Here is a 20394-nt window from a genome sequence, read left to right on the forward strand (position 1 = left end):
CAGAATTGGGGGGCTAGGGGGGCAAAACCATACGCATAATCAGCAACGCCTAGGTAATAGGTAATAGGTAATAGGTAATAGGTAATAGGTAAAAAATCCTATCTACCTCATAGTTATGAAAAGCGCTGATAGCTGATAGCTGATAGCTGATTGCTGATTAATTATAGCTGATTGCTGATTGCTGATTGCTGATTGCTTACGTATTAGCAGCAAAGCTGACTGCTGTTCGCGTAGCGTGGCCAAAGGCCTTTAGCTGATTACTGACATAGTTTTTGATATTGCCATTAATGATAACAATAATAAATGAGTTGTGAAAACGATAATATTTGGTAAATTTCTACGAATAAATCCAAATTTTACCTTATTTATTTCACGGTAGAAATATAAGGGTAATCTTACCACTACTCTAGTATTTGTTTGTATTTTTTTGATAAAGATGACCAGATCTTTGTGAAGTTTTTAACTACTGCCAAACCTAATTTATCAAGATTGCAATAAATTTAACTATATAATCAAAGATTCGATTAATTTTGTTAATTATCCAGCAATTTAAATTTAAAATTAAAACCGATTAAGATAACGAAATAAAAAAGATTTTACGAATAAGCCAGATGAAATTAGCTGTGAGTAGAATTAGTCAATCCCTGAGCGTCCTCTATGTGTTGGCAGGACCTCTTTGGGTTATACCGACAATAGCACAGCCGATTCAAGCCGATCACACCACTGACACGGAAGTTATCCAAGATGGTAATCGCTTTGATATTGACGGAGGTACTCAATCAGGTGATGGCTCTAATCTATTTCACAGCTTTCAGGAGTTTGGTTTAGACCAAGACCAAATTGTTAATTTTTTGTCTCAACCCGGTATCAAAAACATTCTCAATCGGGTTACAGGTGGCAACGCTTCAGTGATTAACGGTCTCATCCAAGTCACAGGGGGCAACGCCAACCTGTTTTTAATGAATCCAGCGGGGATAATTTTTGGTGCCGATGCCCAGCTGAACATTCCAGGATCATTAACCGCTACCACCGCTACAGATATTGGCTTTGGTGATAATAATTGGTTTAGTGCCTTTGGTGACAACGACTACTTGTCCTTAATTGGAACACCTAGTGTATTTAGGTTCGAGACATTAGGTACACCAGGAGCCATTATCAATCAGGGCCAGCTAGAGGTGACACCAGGAAATAACCTAACCTTACTGGGTGGCACTGTGATCAGTACTGGAGAACTGGCAGCACAAGAGGGAAAAATTACGGTAGCTGCTGTACCAGGGGAAAGTTTAGTGAAAATTACCCAAGAGGGGCACTTGCTGAATTTGGAAATTCACCCCCTACTCACTGACCAACAATCCTTGACACCTGTGCAATTGCCTGAACTTTTAACTGGCCCTGATGTAGGTCATGCCACAGAATTCAAGGATAATGGTGATGGTACTGTAACGTTGCAGGATTCAGGCATCACTTTGGAGTCTGGGGATGTAGCGGCAAAGGAAGTAACGGCAGAGACTGCAACCCTGTCCGCCAACAATAACCTGACTCTAGTAGAAAGCCAGCTGTCTACCACGGGAGATTTAAACCTACTTGCCCAGAATAAAGTGGTGGTAAGGGATACTCTTGAGAATTCCTTCAATGCTATAGCGGGAGGAGACCTCTACATTCAGGGGGATTTAGGCATTGATATTCTGGCACTGAATCATCCCAAGACACCCTTTCAGAGTGGGGGTAATCTCAGTTTAGTTAGTGATGGGATTATTTCCGGAGATGCTCACTTTGCTAGTGGTGGTAGTTTCTCGATTCTGAATTTATCCGGTAAACCAGGTAATTTTCTGAGCTTCTATGACCCGATTATTATCTCTAGAGGCGATGTAAAATTTGGCGATTATACAGGAGCTTCTCTGAAAGTAGAGTCTACTGGAAGTATTGAGGGGGGAAATATCAAGATCACACAGCCAGACACCACTGGCTCGATTCCCACTTCAGATCCAGATTTTGAGAATTTGACCCAACGCCGCTCTCTGATTTTGCGAGCAGGTTTGAGTGAGGATCAATTGAGTAATTCAGTTAATTTTGATCCTAATCAATCAGTCACCGTAGAAGGGACAGAATTCTCTAATCTTGAACAGAATTTACCTGAAGGGAGTATCACTATTGGTGATATCGATACAAGTTCTAATCCGAGTGATGCTGCACCTGTAATCTTAGGTGATGCTGGACCCGTAATCTTATCAGCTCAAGACGACATTATATTCCGTAATAATGATCGTCCGGATGTTACCACGATCAGGACGACAGAAACAGGGGGTAGTAATTCTGGTGATGTAACCTTGGAAACTGCACAGGGAAGCATTGAGGTAAATGGTGAGACTCTCACAATTATCACCGAGGCATCAAACGGTGGAGATTCTGGTAACTTAACCTTTAACGTTCCAGATTCAAACAATGTTAACTTTGAGAATATTGAGATCAACACACAAGCTCAGAGGGGTGGCAATGGTGGTGATATCATAGTCTTCGCTCCTGACATTACTAGCGAAGCTGATGCAGAAGCAATACGAGAACAAATAGAATCTAACTCACGGTTAGATGCTCTCAGAGGTACGGAAGGAGAGATTACTATTAATCCGGGAGATCCAACGGATGATGGCACAGTCACACCACCGGATGATGGCACAGTCACACCACCGGATGATGGCACAGTTACACCACCGGATGATGGCACAGTCACACCACCGGATGATGGCACAGTTACACCACCGGATGATGGCACAGTCACACCACCGGATGATGGCACAGTTACACCACCGGATGATGTAACAGTTCTACCACCGGATGATGGCACAGTCACACCACCGGATGATGGCACAGTCACACCACCGGATGATGGCACAGTCACACCACCGGATGATGTAACAGTCACACCACCGGATGATGTAACAGTTCTACCACCGGATGATGGCACAGTTACACCACCGGATGATGGCACAGTTACACCACCGGATGATGTAACAGTTCTACCACCGGATGATGGCACAGTCACACCACCGGATGATGGCACAGTCACACCACCGGATGATGGCACAGTCACACCACCGGATGATGGCACAGTCACACCACCGGATGATGGCACAGGTACACCACCAGAGAATGTAACGGTTTTACTACCGGATGATCTAACAGTTTCACAACAGGTAGACTCAAAAATCCCCACACCGGATAACTCATCAATAACACCGCCAGAGGTTCCACCATTGGTAGAGCAACCAATCACACTGGAGGCGACCGTTACAAGTGACCTAGTCTATGGCATAGAAAAAGCCTTCACAGAAGAATATCAGGCATACTTTCTGCGACAGCTCAAGACCAAAATTTCTACTCAGAATGATGTGCGCGATCGCATTCGTGAGCTTGAGCGGGAGAAGGGTCTCAAGACTGGGGTTATTTATGTCAGTTTTGTCCAAAACTCCCTGACATTACCAGGAACTCGATGCCAAACTCCAGCAATCCCAGCAGCCGAAATTGACCGAAGATTTGGTTACCGACCCTCTGATCTACCTTTAGAACCGGAAAAATGCTTACAACAAAACGATGACCAGCTAGAACTGTTGCTGATCACAGCAGACGGTAATCCAATTCTGCGGCGAGTCTATAACGCAAATCGTGCTGAAGTCCTAGCTGTGACTAGGACCTTTCATCGAACACTGATAAATCCCCGAAGCTTGGATGATAAGGATTATCTCAAACCAGCTCAGCAACTTTACCAATGGCTGATCGGACCGTTGGAGGCTGAGTTAAAAGCTAATAAGATCGAGAGCCTGATATTTGCCATGGATCAGGGGTTGCGCTCCCTACCCCTGGCTGCTCTCCACGATCAAAAGAATTATCTAGTGGAAAATTATAGTGTCAGCCTGGTGCCTAGCCTTAGTTTGACCTATTCTCGGTTTACCCATGTTCAATCCTTGCGACTGCTGGCGATGGGAGCCTCCCAATTTTCTGATAAACAGGATTTGCCTTGGGTAAAAGTCGAGTTACAAACAATTATCAACAAACTGTGGAAAGGTAACTATTTTCTCAACGAAAGCTTCACTCTGGAAAATTTAAAGGCTCAACGAAAAAAACGGAAATTTGGCATCATTCACTTAGCTACCCATGCTCAGTTTAATCAGGGAGCTCCTGAAAATTCTTATATTCAAATGTGGGACGAAAAACTGGGGCTCGATCAAGTGGAAAATCTGTTTTCTGAGCCATCGGTAGAGTTGTTGGTACTCAGCGCTTGCCAAACCGCTTTGGGAAATCGGGAAGCAGAGCTAGGTTTTGCTGGCTCAGCCTTTCAGGCAGGGGTTGACTCCACTCTAGCAACCCTTTGGTCTGTCAGTGACCAAGGGGCTCTGGGGCTGACTACAGAGTTTTACCGTCAGTTGAACAAGACACCGAGTAAAACTGAAGCCTTGCGACAGGCACAGTTGGCAATGATTCGAGGCAATGTCCGGATCGAGAATGATCACTTATATAGCTCTGGCAAGAAAATTGCTTTATCCTCAGAATTGTCAGGATTTGGAAAACAAAGCTTTACCCATCCCTATTATTGGGCTGCTTTTTTGCTAGTTGGTGATCCTTAGTTATAGGTAAGCTATCAGCTATCAGCTATCAGCTATCAGCTATCAGTTATCAGCTATCAGCTATCAGCTAATGCGCACGCTACTTGAGGTGCTTTTTAATAAAAGAGGTAAGCATTGGTTTAATCTGAGTTAAGTCTGCTGACGGCTGACGGCTGACCACTGACGGCTGACCACTGACGGCTGACGGCTGACGGCTGACGGCTGACGATAGTTGCCCAATCTAGGTCACAACCCAATCGTTTTCAGCATTTCCAAATGCTTTGAAACCGGTACAAGGGTATTGGCAGTAATCATCCCGCTGGCGGCAACTGCTGGTAAACCAATACCGGGAAAGGTTGAGTCTCCACAGCACATTAGTCCAGGTAGGGGTGTGCCAGGACCAGGAAAGATGCCAACTCCTGCTCGAATTGCTGGACCGTAGGAACCTCGGTGGCGGCGCAGAAAGCGTTCGTGGGTCAGTGGTGTACCGACTAGAGTGACTTCACAACGGGAACGAATGTCTGGAATGATCCGCTCCAATCCTTTCCACATGATTTCTGCACGCATCTGCTTTTGTTGTGCATAGGCTTCACTGCTACGACTCATCCCCTGCCAGAGTTCATAGGGTTCGTTACCTGGAGTATAAACGTGAATCACGTGTTTTCCTGGTGGTGCTAGGGATGGGTCTAAAAGGGATGGAATCGATAGCACTACTATATTCTGGGGAGCGGTAACACCCTTTTCCCAGTCATTAACGATAATGTAGTGGCAGGCTAGGTCTTTTTCTAGTCCTTCAGCATCAATGCCTAAGTGGAGATGCATGAAGCTATCACACTCAGGGGTGGCGTTTCTCTTGGCTCGATAGGATTTTGGTATGGCTGAATCTGGCAGTAGTTTGAGGGTATCCCATACTGAGATATTAGACACTACTGTTTTACGGGCTCGGATTTCTTTGCTGCCCCTCAGACGCACACCTACGGCACGGTTGTGCTCGACTATCACTTCTTCAACATGAGCATTAACTATCAACTGACCACCATGTTTTTCTAATCCCCGCACTAGGGCATCAACTAGGGCACCACTACCACCAATGGGATAGTCTAGCACTACCCCTGGTCGATACCATTCCGCAAACATAAAGGCCATCTCTGCCGCAATGGTTCCATCCGCTGGTAGTCCAGATAATAGAAAACAAAGCAAATCCAGCCAATTACGGCTAAAGTTGTCTTTGAGAACACCGTCCATTATCTGGCTAAAGGGTCCTCTGAGCTTGATAGAATTCCCAAGATATGGTAGGAAAGAGGGGGCAAATCGGCTGAGGGTGACCACTGCGCCAAGATCAAAACGGATGGCAGCGAGGGGAATTGCGATCGCAGCCTTAGCTAGGGGTTCCATCACCCGCTGAAGCTCACGCCATTCGGTTACAGCATCTTTACCACGAAGCCTGGCTAGAACCTCACAAAACTGATCCGCACCAACGGAGGTGTCAAAGTCACCTTCAGGCAAACGGCAACCCCATGTCTTGTAGGTTTCCCAAGATAAATCCTCACCAATGGCATCTAGCAGTTGTCGCAGAGGATTAGAAGAAGGGCTATAAGACAAACCTGAGTAAAGAGACGGACCGGAGTCAAACTTGAATCCATTGCGCTCAAAAGCGTGAGCAGCACCACCAGGGATTGAGTGGCTCTCGCAGACTGTGACGTTAAAACCGTAGCGAGCTAGAAGAGAGGCGCAGCATAAACCACCAATCCCACTGCCAATTACAACTATATCTGTTTCTTTACTCATCCTTGGGCTCGATAGTTTGGTTTATTCTATTGATAATTACGACAAAAATACTATATTACCAATTTTTCTCGTATCGTTTCTTCATTTGCCCTAAACCCTACCAACACCGCTGTGCCATCCTTCACAAACAGGGGTCGTTTCAGCAGCATCGCATCTTTGGCAAAGGCTTCAACCCACTGCTCTTCGGTCCAAGTCTTTTTTTCTTCACCTATTTCACGGTAGGATTTCCCAGACGTATTACGCATGGGTTTAGAGCCCAAGGCTTCTACCCAGCTGCTAATCATATCAGCAGTTGGTGGATGCTCTTTTGTGTTGATAAAATCATAGTCAACACTGTTATCTTCCAGCCATTTAAATGCTTTTTTGCAAGTGCCGCAGTTGGGGATACCGTAGACTTTAATTGACATAATTTCTATCCTTATTTTTAAGCATTCAGCGGTTAGCGGTCAGCGGTCAGCGGTCAGCCTTCAGCCTTGGCCAAAGGCCACGCTACGCGAACAGCGGTCAGCTTATTTTATTCAAAAGCACCTCAAGTCGCGTGCGCTAATCGCTGATAGCTGATAGCTGATAGCTGATAGCTGATAGCTGATAGCTGATAGCTGATAGCTGATAGCTGATAGCTGATAGCTGATAGCTGATAGCTGATAGCTGATAGCTGATAGCTGATAGCTGATAGCTGATAGCTGATAGCTGATAGCTGATAGCTGAAACCTGATAGCTGAAAGCTGATAGCTGATAGCTGAATGCTTACCTTTACCCTAAAACTACACTTTGAATTTATCGGTAATCCGCTGCATCGCTTCGTCTACATTTTCCCGACTATTAAATGCGGAAATGCGGAAATAACCTTCCCCGGCAGCACCAAATCCAGAACCAGGGGTTCCGACTACATTGGCTGTGTTGAGTAATTTATCAAAGAAGTCCCAACTGGATAGACCATTAGGTGTTTTGACCCAAACGTAAGGGGCATTTACACCACCATATACTGTTAATCCAGCAGCTGTTAGTTGGTCGCAAATAATTTTGGCATTTTCCAGATAGAAGTTAACTAGTGCTTTAACTTGCCCTTGGCCTTCTTCAGAATAAACGGCTTCAGCGCCTCGTTGTACAATATAGGAAACCCCATTAAACTTAGTACAATGGCGGCGGTTCCAAAGTGGCCACAGTTCCACATCTGAACCATCGGATGCTTTGGCTGTTAGGGTCTTGGGTACTACTGTTAATGCACAGCGGGTGCCGGTAAAGCCCGCATTCTTGGAAAAAGAGCGGAATTCAATGGCACAATCCCTTGCTCCCTCAATCTCGTAGATGGAGTGGGGTAGGTCTGGATTAGTAATAAAGGCTTCGTAGGCTGCATCAAAGAAAATGACCGAACCATTTGCTTTGGCATAGTCTACCCAAGTTTTGAGGTAGTCTTTGCTAGCGGTTGCTCCGGTAGGGTTATTGGGGAAGCATAGGTAAATTAAATCAACCTTCTCGGAGGGAATCTCTGCGGTGAAGTTGTTCTCGGCGGTAATCGGTAGATAAACCAAACCCTCATATTTACCGCTATCATCAGCATCCCCCGTATGACCAGCCATGACGTTGGTGTCTACATATACAGGATAAACTGGGTCAGTAACGGCAATCTTGTTATCTTTCCCAAAGATGTCGAGAATGTTACCGGTGTCGCACTTGGAGCCATCGGAGATGAAAATTTCCCCAGCCTCAATCTCACACCCCCGGCTTTGAAAATCGTGGGTAGCAATTTTTTCCCTTAACCAAGGGTAGCCTTGCTCGGGACCATAACCTTTGAAGGTGGCGCGATCGCCCATTTCTTCAACAGCTTTGATTATAGCGGTGCGGCAGGCTGCTGGTAGTGGTTCGGTAACATCACCAATCCCCAGCTTGATTAGCTTAGCATCAGGATTGGCCTCTGCGAAAGTATTGACCCGTCGCGCAATTTCGGGAAATAGGTAGCCAGCTTTGAGTTTGAGGTAGTTATCGTTAATGGTTGCCATAGTAGATTGCTATAAACGCCTTCAAAATAGCTTATATCAAGTCTGGTGGAATACCTATAATTAGGCTGGGGAGATAGGGAGATGGGGAGATGGGGAGATTTTTATGAAGGGTAATTATTCCGACATGATAGTATAGCCCTACGCGCAAGTCCGCAAGTCAGAAGTCAGAAGTCAGAAGTAAGCTATGACTAAGTTTCGGAGTTTACAAATGTCTTAATCTGAATGCGTAGTGCTATACAAGTTTTTTGTAAGCATATGCGCTATGGGAACAGGTGTCAGCGGTCAGTCGTTGGCCTTTGGCTGATATAGCAATTCTCTCTCCCATCAGGTACAAAGGGATCCCCCTAAATCCCCCTTATAAAGGGGGACTTTGAGGCTCAAAAGCGTACCTCATAAATGCAATAAACGCTATAGCTTATGGCTGATAGCTGATAGCTGATAACTGATAACTGATAACTGATAGCTGATAGCTGATAGCTGATAGCTGATATGGAAATTCCGAAATTACTCAACACTCAAATCGGTGATGTAGCAGCTACATCCCTACTGACTTTATATTGCCATGCCCTAGAAAGCCAGTCAAAAGACCCAATTTTATATGATCCATTAGCTGTTGAAATTACTGACAAATTAACTCCTGAATTATCCCAATCAGATAACAAGCTTTATCATAGCTTAGCTAAGGGCAAGGTAGAAAAAAAATTGGTGGTTCATATTGCTATGCGCGCCAAACGCTATGATGATTATACCAGAAATTTCCTGGAGCGATCGCATAAGCGATGCAGCGCGGTCTTGGGGGTTTCCCCCATGAGCGACTGCATCAAGAACAGAATTGTTGTTAATATTGGTTGTGGATTGGATACTCGTTTCCACCGGATCGATAACGGTAAGGTGATATTCTATGACCTTGATTTCCCAGAGGTGATAGCAGTTAAACGGAAACTGTTGCCAGAAACTGACCGCTATCGCTTTATTCCGTCTTCGGTATTTAATTATGAATGGATGGAACTAATCAGAGAGTTGAAGGCTGATTCAGTTTTATTTATGGCAGAAGGCGTGTTTATGTACCTTCAAGAAGAGGAAGTAAAATCATTAGTATTGAAACTGCAATCAACTTTTCCAGGCTGTGAACTTATTGCTGAATTTGTCAAGGCTGCTTGGTTAAAGCCGCCCCTGCGAGCAATCATCAACAGAAAATTACAACAGGATTTGCATTTGGGAAAAGATGCCACTTTCAAGTTTGGTATTAAAGACAGTAAAGACTTGGAGGCTTGGAATCCAGGGCTTGAATTCCTTGATGATTGGTTTTATCTTGATGAACCAGAAAAGAAACTTGGTTTGCTGAGAGTTTTCAAAGATATTCCATTTTTCAGGAAAATACTGTGGACTGCTCGCTATAAGATGAATTGAAAGGGAATCGGGAGTAGGGAGTAGGCAAGAGGCAAGAGGCAAGAGGCAAGTCCAGTAGGGTGCGTTAGGGGCGGACTTGCCCTCATCTTGAACCTTGTAGCCAGCGTTGAGATAGTCCGCACCGTAACGCACCACTAAGGCAAGAGGCAAGAGGCAGAGTAATCTCTGAGACAGATGTTAATTCGTAACTACCAAGTATCAGATGCCAAAGCTGTGATTGATGTCTACAAAAATGCTATCATGGAGATAGCATCACAGGCTTATGATCGTAAACAAATAGAGATTTGGTCATCCTATCCTAAGGATATCGACCAGTTTACGAAACGGCTGAGTATGGGAATAACACTTGTTGCAGTTGATGGCAATAAGGTGGCGGCTTTTGGTCAATTAAATCCCGCTAATCACATTGATTTACTGTTTACAGCAAAAGACTACTCTCGACAGGGATATGCTACAGCCATTTACCAACAATTAGAAGATGAAGCGTTAAAGCAAGGGGTTAGTTGTCTCTATACTGAAGCTAGCATAATTTCTAAGTATTTCTTTATCAAACAGGGATTTACTATCATTGAACCGGAGACTGTATTGCTTAGGGGGGTAGGGTTTGAACGGTTTAGGATGGAAAAGGTCATGTAAGCAGTCAGCAGTCAGCGGTCAGCGGTCAGCGGTCAGTAGTCAGCGGTCAGCTTATTTTATTCAAAAGCTGTTCGGTGTAGCTTGCCCATAGCCCATTAGTTGATAGCTGAAAGCACCTCAAGTAGCGTGCGCGTAGCGCATAAGCTGATAGCTTAGGCTTTCCGATTGCTAAAATAGTAGACAAATTTGTTGTTTTGTTGAACAGTAGCGATCGCAAAATTACAAAGTATGCGATCGCTTATTTTTCTCCTCTACCCACCCTTGCAACACTTATAGTGCTTACCACCTGTTAGGGGCTTTCAACCTAGTGGTGCGTTACGGGTACGCACTAAATTCTTCATTCTTCATTCTTCATTCTTCATTCTAAATTCTTCATTCTAAATTCTTCATTCTTCATTCTTCATTCTTCATTCTTCATTCTTCATTCTTCATTCTAAATTCTAAATTCTTCATTCTTCATTATTACCATTCCTCCAACAAAACATCTGGCAAACTACCAAGCATTTCATCCCAAGTATTACAAGCCTGTAATGCTTCGATAACTATAGGAAGTGGTTCAGAAAAAATGTTAGGAAAGTCAGCTTCTGCGGGAAATCGAATGCTGAAGGCTAATTGCTCCTTTGGGGGATTAAATTGAGCATTAATTCCCTCACGGTTTCCTCTGGGATCAATTCGATACCAACCGAATTCAGCTAAGTAAACAGCATTGAGACCATGCAAACTGTAAGGCTCACCATCGTCATTAATACTTAAGCGTTGATAACAAAAGCCTGCTGGAATTCCATTGGCTCGTAATAGAGCAGCTAGCAAATGGCTTTTTGCATAACAATAACCGGTTTTATGCTTAAGTACATCCGAGGCACGACAGGTGACAGGGTTCATTTTATAGTCAACGCTATGACAAATTTGATCGCGAACCCACTCAAAACAGGCTTTTGCGATCGCATTCGATGTTTGATGCTCTAGGGCTATTGTCTTCGCCAGTTCCAGAACGCTAGGATGTTGCCAATCGATGATTGGAGTGGTTTGTAGATAGTCTTGTGTATTCTCCATGTTAAAAAGGGAGTCGGGAGTCGGGAGTCGGGAGTCGGGAATCGGGAATCGGGAGTCGGGAGTGAAAAAAATCCTAATTAAAGTAGGGTGGGCAAACTAATCTATAGCGTTTATAGGACTCATGAGGTACAAATGGATCCCCCTAAATCCCCCTTAAAAAGGGGGACTTTGAGGTTAATTATTGTACCTCATACATGCAATTAACGCTATAATCATTAATACTCATTCTAAACCAAGGTTTTTTGCCCACCCTACAACCTAAATTCTTAGAGGTTGTCTGAGAAGTCTCATTTGCTACATCTAAGCCCCCTAAATCCCCCGAGCGAGCAATCCCTCGCTCGGGGGACTTTTAGCAGCAAATTGATTCTTGTTCCCCCCAAGCGAGCAATCCCTCGCTTGGGGGGCTAGGGCGTGTTTTCTTGCCTCGGAGATCCCCCGTTGGTCCCCCTTAAAAAAGGGGGACTTTGAGTATGGCTCCCCCCAAGCGAGCAATCCCTCGCTTGGGGGGCTGGGGGGGATCATAATCTTGCGGAAAACTTTGAAAACACGCCCTAGGGGGGCAAAATTCAGTATAAAAAAACTTTTCAGATATCCTCTTAATTCTTAATTCTTCATTCTAAATTCTTAATTCTTCATTCTCCATTCTAAATTCTAAATTCTAAATTCTAAATTCTAAATTCTAAATTCTAAATTCTTCATTCTCAATTCTTCATCGGTCTCCAATTCCCCGAAACAATAAAACTCGCCCAATAATAAGGATGCTGATACGTCTCATCTTTCAACATGTCCAGTTGGGTCTGCCGCAGAGCCTCGGTGCGCCCCATGTTATGGTCTAGCAAGCGCTGATAGTAAGCCAGCATCAGCTCTTTGGTGGCTTTATCCTCTACCTTGCGTAAACTGATCAGCTGAGTTTGTGAACCGGCAATCACAAAAGCCCGACGCAAGCCATAGATGCCCTCTCCTGAACTAATCCGTCCGGAACCGGTATCGCAAGCGGATAACACCACCAACTCCGTGCCAGACAACTTCAGTCCTACCGCTTCCAAGGCAGTGAGTACCCCATTCTCTGCACCAGTTCGCTTCTGCTTAAACCCTGCTAGCACTAGTCCAGACAACAGCATGGGATTGTCATAGAGGGTGGGCAGTTCTTGATTGGGAGCGCTCTCAAAGAAACCGTGGGTAGCAATATGCAGTATCCTGGGACTATTGATTTGTTTGACTGCTGACTCAGTGGCCTTAGCCCCCAGTAGAGGGTCTACTCCCAGCATGTCAGCGATTTCTTTTACTTCATCGGCAGTGCCTGGTAATGGTGAAAAGTCCAGCTTTGAGAGGTCAATGGAACGGGTAAGGTGGGCACTAGGGAGATTGCCATGATCGTGATTAGCAATTAATTCACCAGCAGAACGGTCAAAGTCAGGATTGCCCAACAACACCGGAGCAGTTTGACTGGCAGATTTCTCGGATAATCTCAGTAAATCCCTGCCAGAGGTAAGGTAACTAAAGCGATAGTTTTCCACCAGATACCGCTGCTGCTGATCAACCAGGGCTTCAAAGGGAATCAAGTTGAGCTCTCCTTCTGGGGAAAGTAAGATATGTCGAGTAGACCCTAACAGTTTGCGCACAGGCTCCATCAACCTCTGATCCACTTGCCGTGCGGCTTGTTTCAACTGAGCTGTGCGTGTGCCTTTGTCTTGAAGAGAGAGGCGGAACAGCTCCAGGTCTGATTCAATCAACTCAACTTCCCCTAAGTCAATGCCTTGGGGGTCTCCTTGGCCATGAAGCACGTAGGCGGCGTAGCGAGGGGGACCAAAAGGTTTATCTTGTTTCGCTTTAGGATTATAAGGTCGATACTTGACCAATTCCACTAAGGCCGTATTAGCTGGAATCAGCTTTTGAATGGCTTCGATAGTCACAGGTTGGTTAGCTGTGCGAAAGTTAGGGCTGCGACGGCTAATTTGATCCTCTAATTGGTGGGCTTGTTCAGAGAGAGACTTGACCCTCTCTTGATAGTATTTAAGAGGTAGATTTGGGGGTCGGTTGTAGGTCAGATTGGCTTGTTGAGTGGGGTTAGAATTGAGGTCTTCCAGTAACCTTGGGCTTTTAGGGTCTAAGCTTTGGCTGTAGAACAAGTTTGCTAGTTGAGTGCGGGTAGCGTTGAGGTCATCCAGTAACCTCTGGCTTTTAGGGTCTAACTGTTGACGCAGGATTTGCTGGCTATTGGTGATGAAATCAAGAACGCGACCTTTTCGCCGCAGGACAGTAGTCAAGGCCAGACGTGCTGCTCTGGGATTGTTGGGAGCTGCGTTGAGGTGCAGAGAAATGACTGCGTATGTCCTACCAGAGATAGTATCGAGGTACTTTCGCTTTTGAGACTCAGAACCAGCTACTAAATTAGAGTGGAGGTTCTGTTCTTCTACCTCCAATCCTTGCTCGAACAGCTCAAGGGCAGGGGTGATCTTACCTTGGGTGTAATACAGTAGCGCCAGGTTGTTGAGGCTGGTGGCGACATCGGGGTGTTGCTCTCTTAGCAAGCGTTTGAAAAGCTCTAAGGCTTGCTGGTAGAAGGGTTCGGCCTCTTGGTACCTGCCCTGGCTTGAGTACAGTAACCCCAGGTTGTTGAGGCTGACTGCCACATCAGGGTGTTCCTCTCCTAGCAAGCGTTTCCTAAGGTCTAAGGCTTGCTGTAAGAGGGGTTCGGCCTCTTGGTACCTGCCCTGGCTGTCGTACAGTCCTGCCAGGTTGTTGAGGCTGGTGGCCACATCGGGGTGTTGCTCTCCTAGCACCTGTTTCCTAAGGTCTAAGGCTTGCTGGTAGAGGGGTTCGGCCTCTTGGTACCTGCCCTGGCTTGAGTACAGTCCCGCCAGGTTGTTGAGGCTGGTGGCCACATCAGAGTTTTCCTCTCCTAGCACCCGTTTCCTAAGGTCTAAGGCTTGCTGGTAGAGGGGTTCGGCCTCTTGGTACCTACCTTGGCTAGAGTACAGTCCTGCCAGGTGGTTGAGGCTGGTGGCCACATCGGGGTGTTCCTCTCCTAGCAAGCGTTTTCTAAGGTCTAAGGCTTGCTGGTAGAGGGGTTCGGCTTCTTGGTACCTGCCCTGGCTATAGTACAGTGCTGCCAGGTAGTTGAGGCTGCTGGCCACCAGAGGGTGTTCCTCTCCTAGGACTTGTTGCCAAATCCCTAATGCTCTTTCTGCTAGGGGGATAGCTTCTGAGTACTTTCGTTGTTGTCCAAGTTCCAACACTTGCTGAGTAAGTCGAAATGCTTCTGCTAGTTTTCTTTTAATTACAGATTCGGTTAGCTCAGTTGATGGTGAGCTTTCTTGGGCTTGGGCTATACTCATCTGTCCCCATGGTGGCAGGGGAACTGCTCTGATCCCGATCACACCGACTATGGTAGCCGCCATCAGCCCTGGGTTGATTAGGATTTTTGGCTTCATGAACGATTAGCTCCCTAAAATCTTAACCATTTGTTGTTCCAATTGACCTGCCCTGACCTGATCTCCCAAGGTTTGATAAACCTCTTTCCCTTGCTCTAGCCACGCGATCGCTTCATTCTTCTGGCCGATAATCCCACTGGTAACTGCCAGTCCCCCAAGCACTTGAGCTTGAGTATCTAAATCTCCCGCTGCCTTGGCCAGTTCTAGGGCTTGCCGGTAACGCTCCCTAGCTAGGCGATTTAATCCCACCTGTTGGTAAATGTCCCCCAGAAGTTGATAAACCCGGATCGACTCAAGTCCATCAGCTAAAGCTGTTTCCAGCAGGTTAATGGCTTCAGCGTTTAAGTCATTGCTGCGGTACAAATGAGCCAAGGCTAGTGCTTCTGCTGGCTTACTCAACTGCTTTTGCTTAATTTGCTCTGCTGCTGCCCTTACCTCCTGGGCTTTTTCCTGACCGAGGATGCTAAACCCGAAACTCCCTTCATCTTTAGAACTTTTGCCTTGGTCAGTCTTGACAATCAGCCAATAACGAGCACCTGGTTGTAGGGACTGCTTGCCTGAGTAAACTATCTCCGTTGCACTGGTTTCCTGAGTCCACTTCACCCCTGGACCTATCACTGTCACTTGGTAAGTGCTCGCGCCCTCAACCTGATGCCAGCCCAAGAGCGGTTGCTGATTAAGCACAGAACTATCCCGAGGTCTAAGAATATAAGGAATCTCTGGATTATTGGCTGCTCTTTCAATCACTGTATCCTGGTCGGATTGAGATAGCTTTGGTTTTGAGGTAGGAGGACAGCCTTCAGAAACGATATAGTCTCTGCCACCCTCGGGTTCCCACGGCATTAAGTTCTGGCACAGGACTTTAGCAAAGGTATTGCTGGCCAGTAAGAGGTGATCCTTAGCTGCCAATGGCGCACCAATAAAGGCTGGCTGATAATCCTGCCAAGTGGAACGCTTTATTTTCACCTGACCTTGAGGACGAAGGGCCACAACTAGATTTAAACCATTTCCGATCGGACGAGCTGGTCTAGCTAAGCTCACTACCAAGCTCAGCCCCAGGAGCAAGCCAATCAAGAGTTTCCATTTTTTCCATTGCATTAGAGTTTACCTGCCTTCTTTAACGCTTTGTAAGCTAAAACTAACCATTTCGGTTGATCAGGATTAACAATTGAACCTAGCTCAGAACACGTTTGCCATTGTTCAAGGGCTTCGCTATTGCGCGTTTGCTGTTCATAGACCTGAGCCAACAAACAGTGGGCTGAGCCGCGAGTTGTGATTTGTTCCAATCCCTCTGGTGTAGTGGCTAAAGCGATCGCTCCAGTTAGAATGGACTCTGCTTGGTCTAGTTGCTGCTGTTGCAACAATGCCCAACCGAAATTTTTCATCAAGTTGTATCTGATCCTCAAGGGCTGATTTTCCGTCTCCTGTAAACTTTTCCACAGCAGAGGTGTAGCCAATTCTGGTTTATTCTCCAATATCCACAAGCGAGCCAAATTGTTCTCGGCCTTAATCAAATTCCCCTTAACAGCAAATTGATATTGACTCTTGGCTTTATCGAACTGTTGCAGGTCTTCGTAGAGGGACCCTAGATTATAGTGAGCGTTGACATTATCTGGATCGAGAGCCAAAGCCTGAAGATAATCGGCTTCAGCACCAGCCAATTGCCCCTGATTATATTTCTTGACTCCCTGGCGATTGTACCAATCGGAAAAAGCTGGCTTGTTAGAGAATAATAGGGCTAGAACCGCACACAGCAACAATGTGGAAGCGAATTTGGCTTCTTCATGGTAATGCTTGGGAATACGCAGCCTGTTCAGTAATTTTTCAAACCCTTGTTTTCCGGCCTGGGTCAGTTCGCTTCTGGCTTGCAATAGGGTTAAGATACTCGGAAACGCCACCACTGCCACTCCCGCAACTCCGGTGCCAGCACTCAGAAATCGGGGCACAATATCCACCAACAAACTCAGATTCACCGTCCAACTGCCCACCGTCAGCCCTTTCCACAACCAATCCCAGCGGTCCCAGGGATGAGGTGGTGCTTCTGTTTCCAATCGCCACCACCACGCAGCGGCGGGAGGCTGAAAACTGTTTCGGTATTCAGCTAAGTCGATGACTTTGGTAATCTGCTCTGCTTTGCTCTTCAGCAGAGCGTCCAACTCAACCAGTTGCTGTTGATCCGTTGTAGATACGTGATTACACTGACTCCAAGCAGCCTGCACAGCATCCCTGGCATTGAAAATCTCTAGCACTTCCTTTACTTGAGGAGATTGAGACTCTTTTAGGTTAGAGAGTGCTTCTTGATAGCAATTAAGGGCAGTTTCTAGCTCAGAAGTAGTCATCTATAATTTGACAACTCAATAGCACAGATGATTCTTTTGTAGTTTAGATCTTTTTTTATCTATTTGGAGCAATTAGGAAAAAACTCTTGCATAACTCATAAGTATTAAAAATGCTATAGCTCTTAGGAAATAGGCCGTAAGGAGTAGACCCTAGGGAGTAGTGGTTCAGTTATAGCGCTACGCGCAAGTCAGAAGTCAGAAGTTAGAAGTCAGAAGTAAGCTATGACTAAGTTTCAGAGTTTAGGAGCGACTGCATCAAGACAATGTCCTAATTTGAATGCGTAGTGCTATATCAGCTATTAGCTATCAGCTATCATAAAAAAAATCCCAATTAAAGTAGGGTGGGCAAAGTAATCTAATCATTAATACTGATGTGAAGCAAACGGTTTTTGCCCACCCTACAAGCTTCAACTTTAGAAGTAGTGAACAAAAAATACCAATTAAAGTAGGGTGGGCAAAGTAATCTAATCATTAATACTCATTTGAAGCCAACGGTTTTTGCCCACCCTACAAGCTCTCCCCATCTCCTAACAACCTTCAACCCTCTTAACCCTTCAACCCTCTTAACCCTTCAACCCTCTTAACCCTTCAACCTTCAACCTTCAACCCTCTTCAACCTTGGCCTTTCGGCCACGCTACGCGAACAACCAACTTTTAGCAATCAATAGCCAACAAAATCGTTTCCATCTCTTCCCTTGACAATCCCCCATGACCGCCCAACTTGTGTTGTTCAAACCGGTCTTCTTCATACCACCAAACCGTTTCATACTTATTCGGTAAAATCACTAAATTGCCTAACCGATTCAGCAATAGTGGCGATATTTCACCTGTACCGAAATAGCCTTGCTCAAGTAATGTTGTAGTGCGATACACTGTTGCTCGATCTGCCAACTGCTCCGTCAGCAAATCATAGACTTTATCCAAATGGTCTTCCTGAATATACAACACCATATCCCGACATGATCCTGCTGGCACCAACAGTTTACCTTGGGCATTCCGTTTAATAAACTGCTCAATGGAAGGATTAAGCTGATTCAAATAAATAGTAGTCTCTGGTGAAATCTCTATTTGTCCATGATCAGCCGTAATTAGTAATAATGTATTCTTCAGCTTACCAGCTACCTGCTGATATAAAAGTCGCTCCATAGTTAGCAAAAGTGTGCTAACTTCAGCCTGGAACTGCAGGGAGCCAGGACCGTATTTATGAGCGATGCCATCAACAGTATCCAAATACAGGAAAAAGTAGCTCTTATCGGATTCAGCGATCGCAGCTTCAGTCAGGTTAACTAATGCTTCAGGAATGGTTTTGTAGGGAACAATACTTGCCCCATCACACACCACTCGTGAAAAGGGAGAGTAAGCATAATTGTAGTGTTGAAAACAATAAGATTTAACACCATACTGTTGCAATTTTTGATAGAGAGTTTGGGTAGGGAAAAGGCTTTGCTCAGAAATGCCAGTTGTTTGCAAGGTTCCCCGTTGCTTATCACCCGCAAACGAAAACATCAACGGAGCAATAATATCATCCAACAGCGGCTCATAGTAAAACCAATGGAAGACACCACTCTCACCAACCGGAAGCCCTGAGTGAATAGTAGTCACATGAGCAGCAGTTGTAGAAGGAAACTGGGTAGTCAATTTAGAAGCGACACCTTCCACTACAAACCGCTTCAAAAATTCCGATTGTTCAACATAGTCCTGAAAAAAGCGCCACCCGAAAGCATCAACAAAAATCAGAATAACCTTATCATAGCGTTCCGGTAATTCTCCTAATACACTCCTAGGTAATCCCATGTTTCCTTGACCCGTGAGCAGATGATAGATCATCTGGGGAATCTGGGAGAAACAATAGGAGTCATAAAGGGGCTTACCAATGTTGTCATTTAGTCTAGCGTTTTCAATAGCTTTTAAGGAGTCAGAGTTAATCATAGATAGCAAGGGAACAGGGAATCGGGAATCGGGAACAGGGAACAGGGAATCGGGAGTCGGGAATCGGGAATCGGGAATCGGGGAAAAATCCTGTTTAGTTCATTACTATATGGAAACGCTATTCTATAGGATTTGTTAATCGATAATTTAAACTACTTTAAATTTAACACAACCAAAAAAAATAATCAAATTTATTTAAAAAAATCTATTTATAGCCGTTGATAGCCTAATGATGTATATAGTATTTTTCCCCTGTTCCCTGTTCACTGTTCCCTGTTCCCTCAACAAAAAAATAATTTTCCAAAACCCTTGACAAAAACAGTTATAATCATTACGATTATAACTGTAAATAAAAAGCAAAAGGTTCACCTTATGCCTTCAAAATTACCGCCTAACTCAGATAATAATCCTGACGAGTCTTCCCCAAAAAAAATCCCTGTTCAGCATATTTTAAAGGGGTCCCGCAAGGCCATACTTAATACGATGCATACCCTGTATGTACTTCGTTACACGGAAATTTCCGACTGGACTCCTCTTCAGCCAACGGGCATTCCGGGAGAGTTCATCACAATTACCGTCAAGTACTTGATTATCCCCTAAAACGTTAAATTCCTGGGGGGTTTTCCCCCCGGCTAATCCATCGGGTCTAATCAGATAGGCTCAGGTCTGGATAGGTGAAAAAATTGAATGACATAGCGATGCAGCGCGGTCTTGGGGGTTTCCCCCATGAGCGACTGCATCAAGACAAGGTGAATTTTCTAGCCGTGGATAGTATTTCTGCGGCTATTTTTTTGGGGTTAGGAGGTTGAAGGTTGAAGGTTGAAGGTTGAAGGTTGAAGGTTATTTTGTTGAAGGTTGAAGGGTGAAGGTTAGGAGGTTGAAGGTTAGGAGGTTGAAGGTTAGGAGGTTAAAGGTTAAAGGTTATAAGGTTAGCAGGTTGTTCGCGTAGCGTGGCCAAAGGCCAAGCTTGTTCGCGTAGCGTGGCCGAAAGGCCAAGGTTATTAGCTTAAAAGAAATGCTTGATTTCAATTAGTAAGAATATAGCACTACGCATTAAGGTGTTTGAAATTCATAAATTCCGAAACTTAGTCATAGCTGACTTCTGACTTCTGACTTCTGACTTCGGGAGCATCCCAATTTGGCACGTTAGCTCTTTTTAGGGGGCTGAAACCCTTGAAATATCGTTGCTTTGGGTAATATTGTTTCC

General features: G+C 45.1%; 12 protein-coding genes. 4 read left to right on the forward strand and 8 right to left on the reverse strand.

Annotated features, from left to right (window positions below; all coding sequences use genetic code 11):
* The first annotated feature begins 623 nt into the window (after positions 1–623).
* Positions 624–4619 (forward strand): CHAT domain-containing protein, encoded by a 3996-nt coding sequence (locus tag LYNGBM3L_RS03390; RefSeq protein ID WP_161603123.1) that lies wholly within the window; start codon positions 624–626, stop codon positions 4617–4619.
* 225 nt (positions 4620–4844) lie between these two features.
* Here LYNGBM3L_RS03390 and LYNGBM3L_RS03395 read toward each other — a convergent pair whose 3' ends face one another.
* The 3 genes from LYNGBM3L_RS03395 to LYNGBM3L_RS03405 form a co-directional block, all read right to left on the reverse strand.
* Positions 4845–6386, reverse strand: a complete 1542-nt coding sequence (locus LYNGBM3L_RS03395; RefSeq protein WP_008179114.1) for a phytoene desaturase family protein — start codon at positions 6384–6386, stop codon at positions 4845–4847.
* Between the two features lie 50 nt (positions 6387–6436).
* Positions 6437–6793 carry a Spx/MgsR family RNA polymerase-binding regulatory protein gene (locus tag LYNGBM3L_RS03400; protein ID WP_008179116.1) on the reverse strand — a complete coding sequence of 119 codons (357 nt, stop codon included), beginning with the start codon at positions 6791–6793 and terminating at the stop codon, positions 6437–6439.
* Between the two features lie 357 nt (positions 6794–7150).
* Positions 7151–8386 (reverse strand): LL-diaminopimelate aminotransferase, encoded by a 1236-nt coding sequence (locus tag LYNGBM3L_RS03405; RefSeq protein ID WP_008179118.1) that lies wholly within the window; start codon positions 8384–8386, stop codon positions 7151–7153.
* 489 nt (positions 8387–8875) lie between these two features.
* Between LYNGBM3L_RS03405 and LYNGBM3L_RS33605 the strand changes: the two genes are divergently transcribed.
* Complete coding sequence (locus LYNGBM3L_RS33605) at positions 8876–9796, forward strand: class I SAM-dependent methyltransferase (protein ID WP_008179121.1); 921 nt, start codon at positions 8876–8878, stop codon at positions 9794–9796.
* A gap of 174 nt (positions 9797–9970) precedes the next feature.
* Entirely contained in the window at positions 9971–10432 is a 462-nt protein-coding gene (locus tag LYNGBM3L_RS03415) for a GNAT family N-acetyltransferase (RefSeq protein WP_008179123.1), read from the forward strand.
* A 462-nt stretch (positions 10433–10894) separates the two neighbouring features.
* On the opposite strand, the gene LYNGBM3L_RS03420 is transcribed toward LYNGBM3L_RS03415, so the two are convergent.
* From LYNGBM3L_RS03420 to LYNGBM3L_RS03445, 5 genes are all read right to left on the reverse strand, one after another.
* Positions 10895–11485: a transglutaminase-like domain-containing protein gene (locus tag LYNGBM3L_RS03420; RefSeq protein WP_008179125.1), complete on the reverse strand. Its 591-nt coding sequence runs from the start codon at positions 11483–11485 to the stop codon at positions 10895–10897.
* 701 nt (positions 11486–12186) lie between these two features.
* The gene (locus LYNGBM3L_RS03430; protein ID WP_008179131.1) at positions 12187–14919 is read right to left on the reverse strand and encodes a tetratricopeptide repeat protein; all 2733 of its coding nucleotides are present in this window, start codon (positions 14917–14919) and stop codon (positions 12187–12189) included.
* Between the two features lie 6 nt (positions 14920–14925).
* Positions 14926–16017 carry a tetratricopeptide repeat protein gene (locus LYNGBM3L_RS03435; RefSeq protein WP_008179132.1) on the reverse strand — a complete coding sequence of 364 codons (1092 nt, stop codon included), beginning with the start codon at positions 16015–16017 and terminating at the stop codon, positions 14926–14928.
* Complete coding sequence (locus LYNGBM3L_RS03440) at positions 16017–17258, reverse strand: tetratricopeptide repeat protein (RefSeq protein ID WP_008179133.1); 1242 nt, start codon at positions 17256–17258, stop codon at positions 16017–16019. Before LYNGBM3L_RS03440 ends, LYNGBM3L_RS03435 begins: the two co-directional genes overlap by 1 nt.
* A gap of 654 nt (positions 17259–17912) precedes the next feature.
* Positions 17913–19187, reverse strand: coding sequence for an alkaline phosphatase family protein (locus LYNGBM3L_RS03445; protein ID WP_008179134.1), 1275 nt, complete (start codon positions 19185–19187; stop codon positions 17913–17915).
* A gap of 372 nt (positions 19188–19559) precedes the next feature.
* On the opposite strand from LYNGBM3L_RS03445, the gene LYNGBM3L_RS35805 reads away from it, so the two are divergent.
* Entirely contained in the window at positions 19560–19787 is a 228-nt protein-coding gene (locus LYNGBM3L_RS35805; protein ID WP_071986789.1) for a hypothetical protein, read from the forward strand.
* Positions 19788–20394 lie beyond the last annotated feature (607 nt).

It is taken from the genome of Moorena producens 3L (assembly GCF_000211815.1).
Classification (GTDB): Bacteria; Cyanobacteriota; Cyanobacteriia; order Cyanobacteriales; family Coleofasciculaceae; genus Moorena; species Moorena producens.